At 59.0% G+C, this 17,840-nt stretch carries 17 protein-coding genes; 4 read left to right on the top strand and 13 right to left on the bottom strand.

Going from position 1 to position 17,840, the window contains the following annotated elements; genetic code table 11:
- Positions 1-7 precede the first annotated feature (7 nt).
- The 3 genes from ACOYNB_RS11390 to ACOYNB_RS11380 all read right to left on the bottom strand — a co-directional run bounded on the left by ACOYNB_RS11390 (position 8) and on the right by ACOYNB_RS11380 (position 3,383).
- Entirely contained in the window at positions 8-823 is an 816-nt protein-coding gene (locus tag ACOYNB_RS11390) for a crotonase/enoyl-CoA hydratase family protein (RefSeq protein WP_422839183.1), read from the bottom strand.
- 8 nt (positions 824-831) lie between these two features.
- Complete coding sequence (locus ACOYNB_RS11385; RefSeq protein ID WP_422839211.1) at positions 832-1,275, bottom strand: nuclear transport factor 2 family protein; 444 nt, start codon at positions 1,273-1,275, stop codon at positions 832-834.
- An 86-nt stretch (positions 1,276-1,361) separates the two neighbouring features.
- Complete coding sequence (locus tag ACOYNB_RS11380; protein ID WP_422839182.1) at positions 1,362-3,383, bottom strand: FAD-dependent oxidoreductase; 2,022 nt, start codon at positions 3,381-3,383, stop codon at positions 1,362-1,364.
- A gap of 140 nt (positions 3,384-3,523) precedes the next feature.
- On the opposite strand from ACOYNB_RS11380, the gene ACOYNB_RS11375 reads away from it, so the two are divergent.
- Positions 3,524-4,081, top strand: a complete 558-nt coding sequence (locus ACOYNB_RS11375) for a PadR family transcriptional regulator (RefSeq protein ID WP_374256365.1) — start codon at positions 3,524-3,526, stop codon at positions 4,079-4,081.
- Here the strand turns inward: ACOYNB_RS11375 and ACOYNB_RS11370 are convergent.
- Both ACOYNB_RS11370 and ACOYNB_RS11365 read right to left on the bottom strand, forming a co-directional pair.
- Positions 4,072-4,797, bottom strand: coding sequence for a hypothetical protein (locus ACOYNB_RS11370; protein WP_422839181.1), 726 nt, complete (start codon positions 4,795-4,797; stop codon positions 4,072-4,074). The two genes, ACOYNB_RS11375 and ACOYNB_RS11370, sit on opposite strands and share 10 nt — an antisense overlap.
- Entirely contained in the window at positions 4,797-5,606 is an 810-nt protein-coding gene (locus tag ACOYNB_RS11365) for a hypothetical protein (protein WP_422839180.1), read from the bottom strand. The genes ACOYNB_RS11370 and ACOYNB_RS11365 overlap by 1 nt, the downstream gene beginning before the upstream one ends.
- A gap of 128 nt (positions 5,607-5,734) precedes the next feature.
- Here ACOYNB_RS11365 and ACOYNB_RS11360 point away from each other — a divergent pair, with 128 nt between their 5' ends.
- The gene (locus ACOYNB_RS11360; RefSeq protein WP_422839179.1) at positions 5,735-5,953 is read left to right on the top strand and encodes an oxidoreductase-like domain-containing protein; all 219 of its coding nucleotides are present in this window, start codon (positions 5,735-5,737) and stop codon (positions 5,951-5,953) included.
- A gap of 38 nt (positions 5,954-5,991) precedes the next feature.
- On the opposite strand, the gene tssH is transcribed toward ACOYNB_RS11360, so the two are convergent.
- From tssH to ACOYNB_RS11320, 8 genes are all read right to left on the bottom strand, one after another.
- Positions 5,992-8,661 (bottom strand): type VI secretion system ATPase TssH, encoded by a 2,670-nt coding sequence (gene tssH / locus ACOYNB_RS11355; protein WP_422839178.1) that lies wholly within the window; start codon positions 8,659-8,661, stop codon positions 5,992-5,994.
- A gap of 39 nt (positions 8,662-8,700) precedes the next feature.
- Entirely contained in the window at positions 8,701-9,795 is a 1,095-nt protein-coding gene (gene tssG / locus ACOYNB_RS11350) for a type VI secretion system baseplate subunit TssG (protein WP_422839177.1), read from the bottom strand.
- Positions 9,759-11,651, bottom strand: coding sequence for a type VI secretion system baseplate subunit TssF (tssF, locus tag ACOYNB_RS11345; protein ID WP_422839176.1), 1,893 nt, complete (start codon positions 11,649-11,651; stop codon positions 9,759-9,761). The genes tssG and tssF overlap by 37 nt, the downstream gene beginning before the upstream one ends.
- Before the next feature lie 30 nt (positions 11,652-11,681).
- Complete coding sequence (gene tssE / locus ACOYNB_RS11340) at positions 11,682-12,170, bottom strand: type VI secretion system baseplate subunit TssE (protein WP_422839175.1); 489 nt, start codon at positions 12,168-12,170, stop codon at positions 11,682-11,684.
- A 66-nt stretch (positions 12,171-12,236) separates the two neighbouring features.
- A complete protein-coding gene (locus ACOYNB_RS11335) occupies positions 12,237-12,773 on the bottom strand; it encodes an Hcp family type VI secretion system effector (RefSeq protein ID WP_374256378.1) in 537 nt (178 codons plus the stop codon).
- A 61-nt stretch (positions 12,774-12,834) separates the two neighbouring features.
- Entirely contained in the window at positions 12,835-14,313 is a 1,479-nt protein-coding gene (gene tssC / locus ACOYNB_RS11330; RefSeq protein WP_422839174.1) for a type VI secretion system contractile sheath large subunit, read from the bottom strand.
- Positions 14,314-14,317: 4 nt separating this feature from the next.
- The gene (tssB, locus tag ACOYNB_RS11325) at positions 14,318-14,836 is read right to left on the bottom strand and encodes a type VI secretion system contractile sheath small subunit (RefSeq protein ID WP_422839173.1); all 519 of its coding nucleotides are present in this window, start codon (positions 14,834-14,836) and stop codon (positions 14,318-14,320) included.
- Positions 14,837-14,858: 22 nt separating this feature from the next.
- Entirely contained in the window at positions 14,859-15,542 is a 684-nt protein-coding gene (locus ACOYNB_RS11320; protein WP_422839172.1) for a hypothetical protein, read from the bottom strand.
- A gap of 230 nt (positions 15,543-15,772) precedes the next feature.
- Here ACOYNB_RS11320 and tssJ point away from each other — a divergent pair, with 230 nt between their 5' ends.
- Together tssJ and tssK are read left to right on the top strand one after the other, a co-directional pair.
- Entirely contained in the window at positions 15,773-16,462 is a 690-nt protein-coding gene (gene tssJ, locus ACOYNB_RS11315) for a type VI secretion system lipoprotein TssJ (RefSeq protein ID WP_422839171.1), read from the top strand.
- Positions 16,463-16,483: 21 nt separating this feature from the next.
- Entirely contained in the window at positions 16,484-17,833 is a 1,350-nt protein-coding gene (gene tssK / locus ACOYNB_RS11310) for a type VI secretion system baseplate subunit TssK (RefSeq protein ID WP_422839170.1), read from the top strand.
- Positions 17,834-17,840 lie beyond the last annotated feature (7 nt).

Genomic DNA, 17,840 nt, shown 5'->3' with positions numbered 1-17,840 from the left:
CTTTCACTCAGTCCTTGAACTGCGGCGTTTGCTTCGACATGCTGGCCATCATGGCCGTGGTCAGGTCGCTGGACATCAGCATCGCTGCATTCCAGGTGGCGATGTAGTTCAAGCCATCGGCCACGGAATGGTCACGGCTGTAGTTCAGCATTTCCTTGGTGCCACGGATGGACAGCGGCGACTTCGCCGCGATCAACACAGCGATCTCGCGCACGCCAGCCTGCAGGGCCTCACGCGTCTCGAACACCTGATTGACCAGACCAATGCGCTGCGCCTCGTCAGCCAGCACTTTGCGGCCCGTGAAGGCCATTTCACGCACGATGCCCTGGTTGCCAATCAACTTGGGCAGGCGCTGCAAGGTACCCACATCGGCCACCATGCCGATGTCGATTTCCTTGATCGTGAAGTACGCATCCGCCGAGCAGTAACGCATGTCGGTGCAGCTGATCAAATCCACGCCACCGCCCACGCAGCCATTGTGAATGGCTGCCAGCACGGGCTTGCGGCAACGCTCAATGCTGGTCAGCGTGTCTTGCAACTCCAGCACCAGCGCACGCAGCTTCTCGCGGCTGCGGCCGTCGCAATCATCTTTGATCTGGGCTTGCAGACCCATCATCATGGTCAGGTCAATGCCCGAGGTGAAGTGCTTGCCCTCACCTTCCAGAATCACCACACGCACGTCAGGCGTGCGATCGGCCCACTGCATGGCACTGCGAATGTCCTGCCACATCTGCCAGTTCATGGCATTGGCCTTTTCAGGACGGTTGAGCTTGACGGTGGCAACGTGCTGGTCAACCGACACAGCCAAAGTTTCGAATTGCATCTTGAATCTCACTGAGAAGGTGAAGCCTTGTAGGCAGGCAGATAAGCCGCCAGGCGAGCGCCCATTTCGGCACCCAACGCCTGCAAGCCACTCATGGGCCGGACCATGACTTCAAAGTCCACGATCTTGCCGTTGTCGTCGAACCGGATCATGTCGATGCCCTTGAGCTGCTTGTCGCCCACGCGCGCACTGAACTCCAGCACCACGTTCTGACCATCATCCGACACCAGGGTACGGTGATACTCAAACGCCTCGAACACCTGCATGACGGTTGTCAGGATCAGGTTCACCGCCGCGGCGCTCGCGTAGGGGGAATGCGCCATGGGTGAACGAAACACGGCGTCATCGCGCAAGATGGACGGCAAACGTGCCATGTCCTTTTGCGACACCATGTCGTGCCACAGGGCCAGCGAAGCGGCCACGGCCGGTTGCAGATGGGGAGACAAAGCCATTTCGAACTCCGACAAGGGTTCATCCGACACCAGCACAACGATGCGCGTCTGACGCATCGTTGTGCCTGTCGATCACGCGGGCAGGCTTACAGCGCTGCAGCGACTTCGGTGCCCTGCTTGATCGCGCGCTTGGCATCCAGCTCGGCCGCCACATCGGCGCCACCAATCAGCGTCACCTTCTGGCCAGCGGCCTCCAGGCCAGCTTGCAGTTCGCGGAACGGCTCTTGACCCGCGCACAGCACCACGTTGTCCACCGGCAGCAGAACGTCCTTGCCAGCGACCGTGATGTGCAAGCCCGCATCGTCAATCTTGTTGTAGCTCGCGCCAGCAATCATTTCAACGTTGCGGTTCTTCAGAGAGGTGCGGTGGATCCAGCCCGTGGTCTTGCCCAGACCATCGCCCACCTTGCTGGTCTTGCGTTGCAGCAAGAAGATCTGACGGGGCGGTGTCGGCAGGTGCGGCGCCTTGAGGCCACCACGCTCGGTGTACGCCGAATCAATGCCCCACTCGTCGTTGAACTTCTCCAGGTTCAGCGAGGGGCTTTCGCCTTCATGGGTCAGGTATTCCGACACGTCAAAACCAATCCCACCGGCACCGATCACGGCAACCGACTTGCCCACCGGCTTCTTGTCACGCAGCACGTCGAGGTAGCTCAGCACCTTGGGATGGTCCACGCCCTCGATCGCAGGCGTACGAGGCGTCACACCAGTGGCCAGCAGGATCTCGTCAAAACCGCCCTTGACCAGGTCGTCCACGCTCACGCGGGTGTTGAACTGCGCATTCACGCCCGAAGCCTTCAACTCGTTGCGGAAGTAGCGCAGCGTTTCGTAGAACTCTTCCTTGCCAGGCACTTGCTTGGCGATGTTGAACTGGCCGCCGACGTCCTCACCCGCTTCAAACAGGGTGACATCGTGACCACGACGCGCAGCAGTGGTGGCAGCAGCCAGGCCAGCAGGACCGGCGCCCACCACAGCCACGCGCTTCTTCGCCGTCACCGGTTCGATCTTCAGGATCGTTTCGTGACAGGCACGTGGGTTCACCAGGCAAGACGTGATCTTGCCGCTGAAGGTGTGGTCCAGACAAGCTTGGTTACAGCCAATGCAGGTGTTGATCGTCTCGGCCTTGCCCGCTGCGGCCTTGTTCACGAACTCCGGATCGGCCAGCAGCGGACGCGCCATCGACACCATGTCGGCGCAACCATCGGCCAGGATCTGCTCGCCCACTTCCGGCGTGTTGATGCGGTTGGTCGTGATCAGAGGGATGTTGACCTGGCCCTTCATCTTCTTGGTCACCCAAGCAAAGGCACCACGCGGCACGCTGGTCGCGATGGTGGGAATGCGGGCTTCGTGCCAGCCAATCCCGGTGTTGATGATGGTGGCGCCAGCCGCTTCGATGGCCTTGGCCAACTGCACCACTTCGTCAAAATCCGAACCACCTTCCACCAGGTCCAGCATGGACAGGCGATAGATGATGATGAAGTTCGCGCCCACGCGCTCACGCACACGCTTGACGATTTCCACCGGGAAGCGCATGCGGTTTTCGTACGAACCGCCCCACTCGTCGGTACGGTGGTTGGTGCGAGCCGCGATGAATTCGTTGATCAGGTAGCCTTCCGACCCCATCACTTCCACGCCGTCGTAACCTGCCTTCTGAGCCATGGCGGCGCAGTTGGCATAGTCTTCCACGGTCTGCCAGACTTCTTCAGTGGTCAGTTCACGGGGGGGAATCGGCGAAATCGGGGCCTTGATCGGGCTGGGGCCGACCATACCAGGATGGTAGGCATAGCGACCAAAGTGCAGGATCTGCATGGCGATCTTGCCGCCGGCAGCGTGCACGGCATCGGTCACCACCTTGTGCTGCGCGGCCTCTTCTTCCGTGGCCATGCGAGCACCACCGGGATAAGGACGGCCGGCGTCGTTCGGGGCAATGCCACCCGTCACCATCAGCGCCACGCCACCGCGCGCACGCTCAGCGTAGAAAGCAGCCATGCGTTCGAAGCCATCCTTGGCCTCTTCCAGACCCACGTGCATCGAGCCCATCAGGACACGGTTACGCAGGGTGGTGAAGCCCAGGTCAAGCGGTTGCAGGAGGTGGGGATAAGCGCTCATGGAAAGGCTCTTTCTGATGATGAAACAGAAACGATAAGGACAACGCAACTATGCAACCAGTTGCATGAATGCATATTAGGGGATTCGAGACAGGTATGCAACTGGTTGCATAGTTGTCTGACGACACGTAGACTGGCGCCATGTCGCTTTCTCACGCCTTGATGACGTCCCTGCTGGAAAAATCGTCCTCAGGCTACGACCTCGCCCGCCGTTTTGACAAGTCCATCGGCTTCTTCTGGCGCGCCACGCACCAGCAGATCTACCGTGAGTTGGCGCGCATGGAAAAAGACGGCTGGATCGCCTCCGAAGCGGCCCCCGATGGCGGACGCACCCGTAAAAAGATGTACCACGTGCTCGATGCCGGCCGCATCGAACTGGAACGCTGGGCGCGCGAACCAGCTCCCTTGGTCGACATGCGCGACGAACTCATGGTGCGACTGCGCGCCGATGCCGTCATCGGCCCCCTGGGCATGCAGGCCGAAATCGAACGGCGCATGGCCTTGCACGCCACCAAGCTGGCCGCCTACCGCGCCATCGAGGCACGAGACTTCCCAACAGGCACCCCGCTCACCCGCGAGGCACGCATCCAGCACCTCATTCTGAAGACCGGCATCATGTACGAGCACGGCTGGTACAACTGGTGCAAGGAGGCCATCGCAGTCCTCCGTGAAGCCGATCAAGCCGAGCCTCAGCGCTGACGCAGCCAGGTCAAATCAAACGGCACGCGCAAGTTCGCGGACTCAATGATCATCGGCACCGGTGACTGCGGCGCCCGCCATGCAAACAAAGTCTGCGAGACCACCTCGGACTGCATCGCCCCCAACAACGCGGGACGCACCCGCAGCGAAGCTCGCAAAGGCACGTCCAGGGACGCCGGCAACGTCCCGGTCACATGCACGTCCAAGGACACCGGAATGTCTGCCACCACGGGCACGTGCATGTCCACGGGCAAGCTCAGTTCGATGGGCACCCTGACATCCAGGCGAGGCAGCCAGTCGAACACCACGGGCACACTCAAGGCCATGGTTGTTTTCACCGGCACAGCCTGCTGCACATGCACCTCGGTCCTGAGCGGCAGTCTCGCCTGCACCCGAACTTGTGCCTGCACGTCATCCTGCGCCGATACCGTGATCACCTGATCTACGGGCAGGCGTAGCGGCGCCACACGCGGCCACTGCGCCTGCATAGGCGTCAACACCTCGGCCACCGCCTGCGTGCCATCGCGCAAGCGCAAGGTCATGGGCTGATTCACCACCGAGATCACGCTCTGCCAATGGGCATAAAACAGCCAGGCGCCCGTGACCAGCGCCAGCACCCACACCAGCAACAAGCCCACGCTCACACCCAGCAAGACCCGACCTGTCACGGGCCGGTGCCATCCACGCGCAGCCTCACCCATCCCTGGCACCGACATCAATGCCCCCCAGGTCCTTGGGGCATGCCCTCGCGCTGAATCAGCTTGACCGAATCGAATGGGATGGTCACGTCCATCAGATTCAAGCCCGCCGCCACCGTGCGCTCAGGAAAAGTCAGTCGAGCCTTCACCGGTGCCGTAATGGGCACAGACAAGGCTTGATGGAGGGGCACCTTCGCCTCAATGACCGTGTCAATGCGCGTGCGCAAGGGCTCCTTGACCTGGACCTTTGCCGGCACGGTCATCGCAATGGGCACATCCTGCGCCACCGGAATCATCATGTCGATGGGCACGTCCGCGCGAACAGGCACCTGCCCCTTGATGGGCACGGTCACAGACATGCCCAGCACCTTTGTCTGAACACGCGTATCGAGGTCAACCAGCTGATCCACCTTGAACACCTGTTTGACGGGCACCGCCAGCCGAATCGGCACCACCGTGTCCAAGCTGACCTGGATCGGGATCTCCCCATCCAGCGGAATGAGCACATCCTGCTGCACTGGCACCCGAACCGGTACCGTCTGATCCACCCTGACCTGTACCCGCTGACTAACAGCAGCTTCCACTGCCAAAGCTTCGGGTAGCCGGATTCGCACATCCTGCTCTTTGAGCACGACCTGTGCAGCCAGGTTCTGCCACGCCCACCACGCCACGCCCACCGACGCGGCACTCATGAGCAAGAAGATCCCCGTTGCAGTGAGAATCAAATGCTTCCACGTCACCACACGGCCATACACCGCCAGCATCGCGGTCGTGGTCGTGGTCGTGGGCACATCGATATTGGACAATTCAGGGTTGATGTGGGACATCTCAAGCCATTACGACAGATCACCGCAACACCCCAGGCCCAGCCCGCCTCAACGGCATGCAGTCAGTCACGCAATATGCCACGGCGCGCTCGATCAGATCAGCACTTTGCACGACCCATTTGTCGCCCATGAACCCGCAGGATTTCCCGCTCACCGACCTCGCTTCGGCTCAGGCCATGTTTGCCACGCTGCAGGCGCAGGCTGCATCAAAGGGCGTTGCACTACGCTCGCCGCCACCAGCGCCCACATCATGCTGCGGACGAGGCTGTAACGGCTGCGTGTGGGAAGGCTACTACGAGGCCGTCTTGTACTGGCGCGACGAAGCATTGCTGATGCTCGCAGACTGACCGCAACGCCCCTGCGCGCCCCCGCGACACAGCACAGTTCAGCTCACTTTGAATTTGAAAGCGCCATTCTTGCCCGCTGACACCTTGATCTTGTTGATGACCTGCCCTGCCGCCATGCGTGCCAGCACACTGTCAGCCACCTCCGGCAACAGGCTGCCATTCAAGATGTGATCGACGGCGCGTGCACCGGTATCCACCTCCGTGCAGCGCGCCAGCACCGTCTCGATCAAGGCCTTGTCATATTCCAGTTCGGCCTGATGGTTCGCCCGCACGCGCTTGGCAATGCGATCAAGTTTCAGGCGAATCACCTCTGCCAGCACCTCGTCCTGAAGCGGGTAGTAAGGCACCACCTTGGTCCGTCCAATGAAAGCTGGCTTGAACGTTTTGTACAGCACCGGCCGCAGCACCTCGGCCAACTCATCTGCGGCGGGCAACTCCGCTGGCGTCTTCATGATCGCCCCCCCCAATGCCTCGTCATGCTTGAAGCAGGCCTGCATGATGCCCTGCGAGCCAGCGTTCGAGGTCAGGATGATCACCGTGTTTCGGAAGTCGATCTCACGCCCCTCGGCATCATCCATGACACCCTTGTCGAACACCTGGAAAAACATCTCCAGCACATCCGGGTGTGCCTTCTCCACTTCATCCAGCAAGACCACGCTATAAGGCTTGCGACGGACGGCCTCGGTCAGCACACCACCTTCGCCATAGCCGACGTACCCCGGGGGAGAGCCCTTCAAGCCACTGACGCTGTGCGCCTCCTGGTACTCGCTCATGTTGATGGTGATGAGGTTGCGCTCGCCGCCATAGAGGATGTCGGCCAGCGCCAAAGCCGTCTCGGTTTTGCCAACGCCACTCGGCCCCACAAACAAGAAAACCCCTTTAGGCTTGTTCGGATCCTCGAGTCCGGCACGGGCCGTGCGAACACGCTGCGCGATCGCTGTCAACGCATGATCCTGGCCGATCACCCGGTCCTGCAACGTGGCCTGCAGGTTGCGCACCGTATTGATCTCGTCTTTGACCATCTTGCCCAGCGGAATCCCCGTCCAGGCCGCGACGATTTCAGCCACCACCTGCCCATCCACTTGCATGGGCACCAACGGTGCTTCACCTTGCAACGCAGCCAGCTCGGTTTGCTTCTGCGTCAGGACCGCTTGCTCCTCGCTGGACAGCCCCCCCGCGTGATGCTCCATCCGATCTCGCAGCGCCACAATCTCTCGCACCAAGCTCTGCTCTGCAGACCAACGCTGCTCATCGGCCAACATTTGCGCTTCTGCTGCGTCACGTTGCCCCTTCAAATCAGCCAATCGTGCCTCGTGCGACACACCCGTGGCTTGCTCTCGTTGAAGCGACGCCGCCTCCGCATCCAAACGATCCACCCATTTACGCGCATCCTCAACGCGCGCGGGAGTGGCGCTCTGCCCCAATGCCACCTTGGCACACGCTGTGTCCAGCACGCTGATGGCTTTGTCGGGCAACTGTCGGCCACTGATGTATCGCGCAGACAGCCGCACCGCCTCGGTGATGGCTTCGTCAAACAGCCTCACACCAAAGTGATTGGCCATCAGCGGCGCCATGCCGCGCAACATGGCGCATGCCAACTCCTCCGTCGGCTCCTCGACCTTGATGACCTGGAAGCGCCGAGCAAGTGCCGCATCCTTCTCAAAGAACTTCTTGTACTCGCCCCAAGTTGTTGCGGCAATCGTCCTCAGCTCCCCGCGAGCCAAAGCAGGCTTCAGCAAATTGGCGGCGTCATTCTGTCCGGCCTGTCCCCCTGCACCAATCATGGTGTGTGCCTCGTCAATGAACAAAATGATGGGGTGAGGGCTCTTTCGCACCTCATCAATCACGTTCTTCAAGCGGTTCTCAAACTCGCCTTTTACCGAAGCCCCTGCCTGAAGCAAGCCCATGTCCAGCACGTGAATGGCGACGCCTTGCAAGCTCGGCGGCACATCCCCTTGCACCACTCTCAGCGCCAGCCCCTCCACCACAGCGGTCTTACCCACCCCCGCATCCCCCGTGAGGATCGGATTGTTCTGACGACGGCGCATCAAGATATCAATGGCCTGCCGAATCTCGGCATCACGCCCAATGACAGGATCCACCTTGCCCGCTTGCGCACGGGCCGTCAGATTGATGGTGAACTGATCCAGCGCTGGCGTTCGCCCCGCAGCCCCCTGCGCCTCGCCCTCACCATCGGCAGAGCATCCCAGAAATGCTTGAGAGCCCTGCTCTGATTCCACGGAGTCCCGAGTCCACTCAGCCAAACGGTGCCGAATCTCGTCCAACTTGAATCGAGCAAACCACCGAGAAGCACGTGCGGCCAGTTGGCTCAACGCGGGTTCTGTCAGCAATGCCAGCAGCAAGTCGGCACTTCGTATCCGCACCGTGTGCGATGACAGCGATGCGATCAGCCACGCGTGCTCAAGCAAGACAGGCAGATGCGCAGAGAAAACGGGGGTTCGGGCATTGCCAGCCTTGAAGTCGCGCAGAACATCCTCCAAGTCGCTCTGCAGCCCTGTCACGGACACATCAAAACGCCGACACAGCACGGCCATGTCACTCTGAGGCTGCTCCAACAGTGCCAGCATGAAATGCTCAATGTCCACTTCAAAGTGACCACGGCTCATGCAAAGGCTGGCAGCACGCTCAGCGGCCTGCCTTGTGGTGTCGTTGAGCTTGGTGATGAGTGTCTTCAGGTTTTGACTCATGGCGATGACAGCGTAGGTAAATGTTTTGTTTGGCTCGGATCAGGCCAAATGAATGTCATAACGAACGTCCATCCGGTCGGACTGAGCGCCGGCGGTCAACAAAAAGGTGTCCCATCCCAGACACCCCTGCATGGGCAGTCGCTCACTCGTCAGACTGGCCCCCTGGACCTCGTTTTTGGCCAACTGCAAGTTGATCTCGTACTCAAGACTCACGCCAGTGAACAAGGTCAGCCACTCCCTGAGTGCCAGCGCACCAGATGCACCGGGCAAGAAGCTCTGAAACCGGCGGCGGTTCAATGGCCCCAGAACGACGCGCATGCGCAGATCTCGCTGCCAGACACGCGCGCCCACCAGAGCCGACTGGCCCAGCACACCCGCTCCGCGAAGACGCACAGTCTCACGCCCCAGACAAGTTCGGCCCTCCTCTGGAACGTCATACCACCGTCCCACGAACTGCTCCATGCGCACCGGAACGCCGAAATACTGAGTGAGCACACTCTGCATCTGATGCACAGACCAGGTACGCTGCTGGATAGCCCCAGAAAAAAAGGCCAGACTTTCGTCCCGCACACCGCCCAGGAGCGAGCGCAGCTGCTCGCGAATCCCGCGCTGCCCCAAACCGGACAAAGCCAACACGATCGGAAGATAGCGATCCCGACGGTCATGCTCAAACTGAATGGGCAGTCGATGCTTGCGCCATGCTTCATAGAACATCGACACGGCTCGATGGCTGAAGATGTCCAAGAAGGCCCGCGCCGAGGGATCTCGGTGCATCAATTCACGCTGCGCAATCGCCTCGGTATAAAACAAAGGCAGTGCACCGGACACACCCAGCAAGCCCATGCAGGATGGCGTCAATTCCACAGCATCAATCTCTGATGCATCCCGACCGCTTGTGCGATCGACATCCTCCAGATCAGTACGCCCGCGCACCGTCAGCGACTCGATCTCGCTGCTTGGAAATGCCAGTGAAATTGAATTGCGGAACTGCACACGACGCAGACCGCGCCCCGCCTCAGCAGATGCCAGCCAGCGATCCAACAGGCGAACAGCCTGAAAAAACTCAAAGCGCTGCGGCTCATCCAGCAGCGCTGGAATCACAGCAGTGTGATGTCGCCGTTGCGGGGCAGGCATGTCACCACCTCTTCCTGAGTTCGTGCCGACACCAGCGTCAAACGGGTGAAGCTGTTGGCATGCACATACATGCCAAAGTAGCGATCCAGCACCGTAGCAAACAAGCCCAGCCCTGTACCAACGAAGCTCTCTTCGTCAACCGTCAGGCGAATCTCGGTGCCACGTACAAACGTCGCAAAGGGTTGCCCCGGCAACCACGCTGAAGCCGGTTTAAAGTCAATCGCCACCAAGCCATTGATCTGACGCTGATTGGCGGCACTTCGCGGCCAATCGTACAAACGCAGCATCTCCTTGATCGCATCCAGTCCAGCCCCCGAGAGCGACAAGTGATTCAGCGACAAATGGGAGATCAAGCGCCACAACACGCCACGCCCACGCTCCACCCGCATCGAGGAGGTTGGCTTTTTCAGCAACTTGATCTCACGCGCAGGACCACCACCTTCCACGAAGAGATCCCCACCGGCAGTCCCTGGTGACAGCAAACTCGGCAGATCTCTGTTGGTTGCCGTCACTTCGAGGGACAGTGTGTCCACGCCCGGTGTCATGGGCTCAAAGCGCCCGTCCACGAACGTGAGGCTCGTCTCGTACCCTGGACTCACTTGCGCCAAATCTTCATCTCGGCTCAGCTGCCAGTAGCCCAGGTGCCCGGGCGACACGCCCTCCCCGCGCCCACCATCTCCCGCCAAGTCATCGTGATGCAGGGAGAAAAACGGGCGCACCTCATCGACGGTCTCACCCGAACTTGACTGTCGAACCCGAAACACCCTATCAAGTGCGTAGACCTCATAGCCAAACGCTTTGCGACCATCCACCACAAGGGGATAGCTCGAGTTGCGATGAGTCAGCCGGATCGGATCAGCCGCTTGACGAAAGAGATTGGCCACAGGCGTTGCACCCAGCACAAAGTTGCTCGCCGAGATGGTCTCCAGCAAGCGCGATTGATCTGAATCTGCACGGATGCCGCACATCGGCAGATGCAATGTGATGCAGTCCACCGCGGCCTCTTCAGGAATCAAGCCGCCAACGGCAGGCAAGGAGACAAAGTTGAATTTCTCAGGAAACGCAAAGTACTCCGCCAACAAGCGATATGCCACATTTGATCGCGCGTCCCAGTCAACCAAGGCCTGATCTGCGTCGAACCCTTGCAAGACCGCCCTGGCTGCTCCCTTCGCGCCATCGCACACTTGGCGCCAAGGCTGGTTGGCGCCAATCTGAATCATCACGGCCTGAGCGTGATGGCAAATTGCTTCTCGGAGCACACTGACCTGTGATGCCTCGCCATCCAAATAGACCGTGAGCGCACATTCCAGCAGTTGCCGCCAAGACATCTGCGTCGATATCCGCGTGAGTGACAGGGAAAGCACAGAGGTTGCGCCTTGCGGCAACGCAGACCCGCCACTGGGCGCAGCGATGGCGTTGCGATAGCTCGCTTCTGTCAGCTTGATTGGAAGAAGGCGCACATCTTGTGTCGTCCTGAACTTACAAGTCACCCCCTTGACGGGCCGTGAATGCAAGGAGCATCCCCGTTCAACCACCACAGCTTGACTCATCTGCGCCGCTGCACTGCCCAAATCGAAGGCCACCACAGAGCACGATGGAAAAGGCCGAAGGTAGTGCGGATACAGCACCTCCAGCAAGGACTCGGTGAACAGCGGAAAATCATCGTCCAAGCGCTTATGGACACGCGAGGCCAGCAGGGCAAATGACTCCATGAGCCGCTCGACATGAGGATCATCCCCCACGTCCCCGCTGACCTGCAAACGCCCAGCAATCTTGGGATAGCGACGAGCAAAGTCCCCTGACCGGTTTCGCAAAAACGCCAATTCGCGTTCGTAATGGGGCAGCAGTTCATCCATACGGCGACTCGACTGGCGAGTGTTAATTCATCAATGCGTGGCAAAACGTGCCTGCGTCACGCGATAGCGAGATAGCGAGGGCTGCAGCACTGCATCGAAGCTCACGCTCTCACGCGCAGGTCGAATGACCAACATCGCGCGAATGGTGAACCCCAACGAACCACGGTCCTTTTGGTCTTCATGGAACTCGACCCGCACATGTTGAAGTCGCGGCTCGTGTGCTTCAATCGCATGAGACAAGCTGTGGCTGATGTGTCGCCGATCCTCGGAACTCGACATCACGCGCCCCACGAAGTCCCGGACGCCAAAGCAAACCACAGAGCGACTGGCATACGGACCCAGCTCCTTGGACTCAAAGTCCAGGGCCGATCTTGCATTGAGCAAACACTCAAGGTCACGCGCCACGGCGTCACGCATTTGCTCAATGGTGCAGGTCTGCATCACCCCCTCTGGGGTATCACTATGCCCCCCCAGCAATCGGTCAAAAATGCTGCGACGGATGCGCACGACTTTGGACATGGTTGCCTCTAAAAAGAGATGGGGCACCACCCGCCCCATCTTGGTCAACGCTCAGTCACACACCGATCAGTTCGGGGCGTCGAAGGTTGCCTTGTTCGTTGCCAGGCTCCAGGACGCAACCTGCCCCGGTTTGGACTTGCCATCCATCGTCTGCTGCGTATAGGTCCACTGCACAGCCGAGTACTTCAAGCCAAAGGTTTCAGTCGGCAAACCCTCCTGATCCACGCTGGGCACCACTTGAGAAATGATGACCTTCTTGAGTTGGATCTTCAGGTACAAGACCCGATCATTGGTCCCATTCGCACGCATGAAGTGAATCTCTACGTCGTCATACAAGGTGCCTGCGGAACACGCTTCCCAGAGCTGGGGGCTCACCAGATCCAGATCTTTGGTGAAGATCATTTCACCGTGTTCACAACGCTCTGCGGTGTGACCACCCGCCGTAGAAGCTGTTGCAGACTTCGGTTGGCGAATGAAATGGTTCCAGCTCGTGGCCTCAAACCAAGGTGCCGGATGCGTGGTGCCCGTCCCGTTGTCACGCGACTCGCCCTTTATTTCTTTGCCGTTGAGCGGCTTGCTGAACTTGACGTAGATGTCCTTCATGGATCACTCCTGATTGAGTTAGCGCCAACGGCGTCTGGGCCGTCGGTCGATGTGCTCTGGCTTACTTCGAACCTTGCGGCATCTCCGCAACCAGACGCAGCGAAACAGACAATTCGTCCAACTGGTAATGCGGCCGCACAAAGGCAACCGCACGGTACACACCTGGACGACCGGGCACTTCGCTGACTTCAACGCTGGCCTCGCGAAGCGGCTTCTGAGCACGGATCTCCTGGGAGGCATCCTGAGAATCCACCACGTACTGCATGAGCCAGTTATGCAAATAGCGCTCGACATCGAGCGTGTTGGCAAAGCTTCCCACCTTGTCGCGCATCATGGACTTCATGTAGTGCGCAATCCGACAGACAGCAAACATGTATTGCAGCTGTGCAGACAAGGCAGCATTGGCATTGGCGGCATCGCTGTCGTATTTGCGTGCCTTCTGAGCAGACTGGGCGCCAAAGAACGCGGCGTAGTCGGTGTTCTTGCAATGCACCAATGGGATGAAGCCCAAATCGCTTAGCTCTTTCTCTCTGCGATCTGTGATGGCGACTTCGGTCGGGCACTTCAAGGCCAATTCACCGTCATCGGTCTTGAATGTGTGCGTGGGCAAGTCTTCCACCAAGCCCCCGCCCTCCACACCGCGAATGGCGGCACACCAGCCATGGGTCTCAAAGGCGGCCGTCAAGCGCGCACCCAGTGCATAGGCTGTATTCACCCACAGATACCTACTGTGATCGGACCCGTCAACGTCTTCCACAAAATTGAAGCCTTCTGTGGTCGTACCTTCCTTGGGGTCGTACGGCAGTCGCCCCAGAAACCTCGGCAGTGTCAGCCCAACATAACGGGAGTCCTCTGACTCTCGGAAAGACTTCCACTTGGCGTAATCCACGGTGTCGAAGACCTTGGCCAGATCCCGAGGCTTGCCCAGATCAGTGAAGCTCTCCAGTCCAAACAACTCGTTCGATGCTGCCGAGATAAATGGAGCATGGGCGGCGGCCGCCACATGCGCCATTTGCTCGACAAAGTACATGTCCTCGGCTGTTCGGCCCACTTCAAAATCCCCGATCAGCGTGCCGAATGGCGAGCCACCGAAGGTGCCAAACTCCTCCTCGTAAATCTTCTTGAACAGCGCCGACTGATCGAAATCGATGGCTGTCTTGAAATCCTTGACGATGTCTCGCTTGGTCGCATTGAAGAGCTTGATCTTGAGTCGCTCGCCTGTTGAAGTGTGCTTGCAGAGGTAATGCAGCCCTGCCCAAGATGACTCCAGCTTCTGGAACTCCGGGGCATGAAGGATTTCGCTGAGTTGCTCGGAAATCAGCTGATCGATTTCTGCAATGCGTGCATCGATGTTGGCCGAAAGGTTCTCAGACACGATCACCGTGCCCTCCATCACCTCTTTGACCAGTTCACCAATGATGTCTTTGGCTCGGGCGTGCTCGGTTTCAGTCTTGGCAACCTTGCTGCGCGCGACAATGTCATCCAACAGGGTATGACGCTCGACAGGTGCCGCCGTTTGAGTTTGCAGTTGTGCGCTCATGGGTTCACTCCTGCTCCACGCTCTGAGCCTCGTCACCGATTTGCTTGAGCTTCTCCGTGTTGCTCAGCACTTCGCTCAGTGCGTCCTCCAGCTTTTCATTGCCCGCCAGCTTGTTACGCAAGTCGGACAATTTGGTGCGCGCCTCCAGCAACTTGCGCAATGGATCCACCTGCTGCACCACGGACTCCGGACGAAAGTCATCCATCTTGTTGAACGCAAGATTGACAGCGAACTCGCCACCCTGCCCGGTCAACCGGTTCGTCACGCGATAGCTGGCACGTGGTGCCATGCCGGTCATGACCTCATCAAAGTTGTCCATGTCGACATTGACAAACTTGCGGTCCTTCAGCTTGGTCTGGGGCTTGTCCGGATTGGGCTGCCCCGTGAAGTCACCCATGACACCCACCACAAAAGGAATTTCCTTTTGCTCGATGGCATCACCCACTTCAACGTCATATGTCAGTTGAACGCGAGGGGCTCGGACACGCCCCAATCGATCCTGAATGCTGTCTTTCTTGGCCATGACGATCCCTTCTTGAATTCGATTACTGCAAAGCGCCAAACGGGTTGTTGCGTACTGGGGGACTGGCGGGCTTCACGGGTGCAGACGGCTTGGCCGTCGACACTGGGCCCGCTTCTGACGCGACGGCGTCAGTGCTCCCAGCACCGGCCACCTTGCGAGGCGCGGGGCGCGCCTTTGTCTTGGTTGCAGGCGTCACGGGCATGGCTGCAGCCGGGATCAGAATGGGTTCGCCAAGTGCCTCGCGAATGATGCGTGCAACGCTTTCAGCTTCGCTGCGCGTCGAACCACTCACCTCATTGACTTTGCGCAATTGCTCCAGTGCCTGGGCACTCACGCGCAAGCCGCTGACGGCCAGAATGCTCTTTGCGGTCACATCGTTGACGTCACGCTGAAGCACCTCTTCGGCGTCGGAAATGGCGAACCCATACTGCCGTGCATCAAAGTGAATTTGCGCTCTCTTGAGCCACGGCTGCTTGGAGGCCGGATCCAGTTTGATGGCCTTGTCAATTTGCTCAAAGGCCTGATCCACCTGCCCCGCTTTGTGCGCCTTGTCCGCAGCGGAAAGACTTTCCCCGACCTTCTCCTGCACAGCCTGTTTCTCTGCCTCTGCATCCCGCTTGGGGGCGGTTGAACAGGCCGATACAGCAATTAGCAAAACGATGGCCAGCATGCGAGAAACGGCTCGCTGGGCATTCATCTCCGTCATTCGAGTACTCCCTGAATTTCTTTTGTTTGATGCTCGCAGCAGATCAAGCCACCACGAACAGCGCGCATTAAATCTAAATTCATTTGGCTTGCCCGCCCCCATTCGGGGGTGAATTACAGACTCTTTCATCTCGTTGCAAATACCACCCCTCTGTTAGGTGTGGCTCATGATTTGATCCTCAAATAGAACATAAACTTTTATCAACCCGCGTCACAAACGTGGTCAGAGATATGCATAAATCAATTCAGGGATGGACCCGCCAATGCTTCATGGCGGCTTGCACGACGCTTTCCGCATGCGCCAGCGCTCCGCCATCTGCCTCGGCGGCACTGGACAGGGATCAGGGTTTGCTGGACGCTTCAAGTCAAGCCCCTTCACAGTGGCCTGGATGGTTCGGCAACGTAACCGACACAGTTCTGGATAGCTTTGGGCTCAAGAGGCCTGACGTCCAGGACAGCGCACGCCCTGATCGCCATATCAACTGGCGCATCGCCGCCAGCTCATCCTTGAACACCACCGCCGATGGCCTGCCCTTGTCTGTTCTGGTCCGCCTTTACAGACTGCATGGCGTCGACAGCTTCTTGCAAGCGCCTGCTGGTTCATTTGGCGACCTCGACAAGGAAAGAGCGGCCATGGGAGATGAGCTCGTCAGCGTCAAGGAAGTTCAGATCTACCCCGGAAAGCGCTATGAAGCGTCGGAGAGACTTCCGCGCGAGATCAAGTTCATTGGTGTGGTGATGCTCTATCGAAACCCTGCGCCCGGTCGATGGCGTTATGCCTTCAAGGCCAGCACTGCCGAAGCAACAGGGCTCTCCATCGGAGCGCATGCGTGCGCGATGAGTGTGCAAATTGGCGAGCCAATGAACATGCCGTCCGGCACCGCACGTCACGTAGCCATTCCGTGCCCTGAGCGGATGTAAGCCCTCACTCATAAGCTATTCATGATCCATTCACAAAAGATTCTTTGGGGCGAAGGACTGTTCCTGCGCCCGCAACACTTTCAGCAGCAAGATGCCTATCATGAGTGGCGACTGGCTCAGATGACGCGCCTGGTCCATCCTTATGCATGGGGCATCAAACACATCAAGATTGATGCCGATGCACTCCAATCCGGCTTGCTGCGCATCTTGGAAATTCAGGCTGTCATGCCAGACGGGGAGTTGTTGAATGCTCCCAGCGAGGATGACCTGCCCCCCGCCATTTCGTTGAACGAACTGTCGACCAGAGACGGTGAAGAGATCGTTCACCTCGCATTGGCCCCGCTGCGCAGCGCTGGCAGCAACATGGCCAGCACCCAGGAAGAAGCAGACACGGCTGTTCGTTACTATCTCCACCACCAGCACGTGGCAGACATCTTCACGGCGTCGGTCACAGCAGAACTCACCACACTCAAAAAGTCCGCGAAGCTGCTCACAGATCGCGAACCTCGATCTCATCTGATCACCATGCCAGCCCTGAGGCTCAAACGGAGTGCTACGGGAGGCTACGAGCTTGACGGTCGGTTCATCCCTCCGACGATTCAGATCCAATCATCACCAGCACTCTTTTTATATTTGCGCCGCCTGCTGGATGTCCTGCAGGCGAAGGTCGATGCGCTGTACGGCATACACCGGGAGCCCAGCAAGAACATCATCGAGTTTCGCTCGGGTGACGTGGCATCGTTTTGGCTGCTGCACACGGCCAGCACCGCCTTTGCAGGACTGTCTCATCTTGCGCGCCATGCCAGCCTGCACCCGGAACGACTGTTCGAGAAGTTGCTGGAATTGGCCGGTGCCTTGATGACGTTTTCAAAGACGTACTCGCTGGCAGACTTGCCAACCTACGAGCACGCGAACCCGGGGCCTGCCTTCACCAAGCTGGACCAGATCGTGCGCGAACTGCTTGAGACGGTGATCTCCACACGCTGCTTCTCCATTGCACTTCAAGAGAAGGTGCCGTCATTCCACGCTGGTCGTTTGGCGTCGGACCAAATCTCAGAAACCACGCAGTTCTTCCTCGGAGTCTCAGCATCCGTGACGCCCGCCGAGTTGGTCGAGATCGTGCCTCAGCGCTTCAAGGTCGGTGCGCCTGATGACGTGGACAAGTTGGTACTCTCCGCCATGCCTGGCGTGCGTCTCGTGCACGCACCACAGGTTCCAGCGGCAGTGCCTGTTCGTCCCGGCTGTTACTACTTCGCCATGGAGCAGCGCGGCAATCTCTACGAGCGCATGCTGCAATCCCAATCCGTGACCGTTTATGTGCCGTCCGGCATCCAGGACTTGGGACTGGAGTTGATTGCCATCACTGCTTGATCGGACT

It is taken from the genome of Aquabacterium sp. (assembly GCF_049317225.1).
GTDB lineage: Bacteria > Pseudomonadota > Gammaproteobacteria > Burkholderiales > Burkholderiaceae_C > Aquabacterium.
The sequence above is the reverse complement of the archived record's forward strand: the minus strand, read 5'-3'. Positions and strand labels throughout refer to the sequence as shown.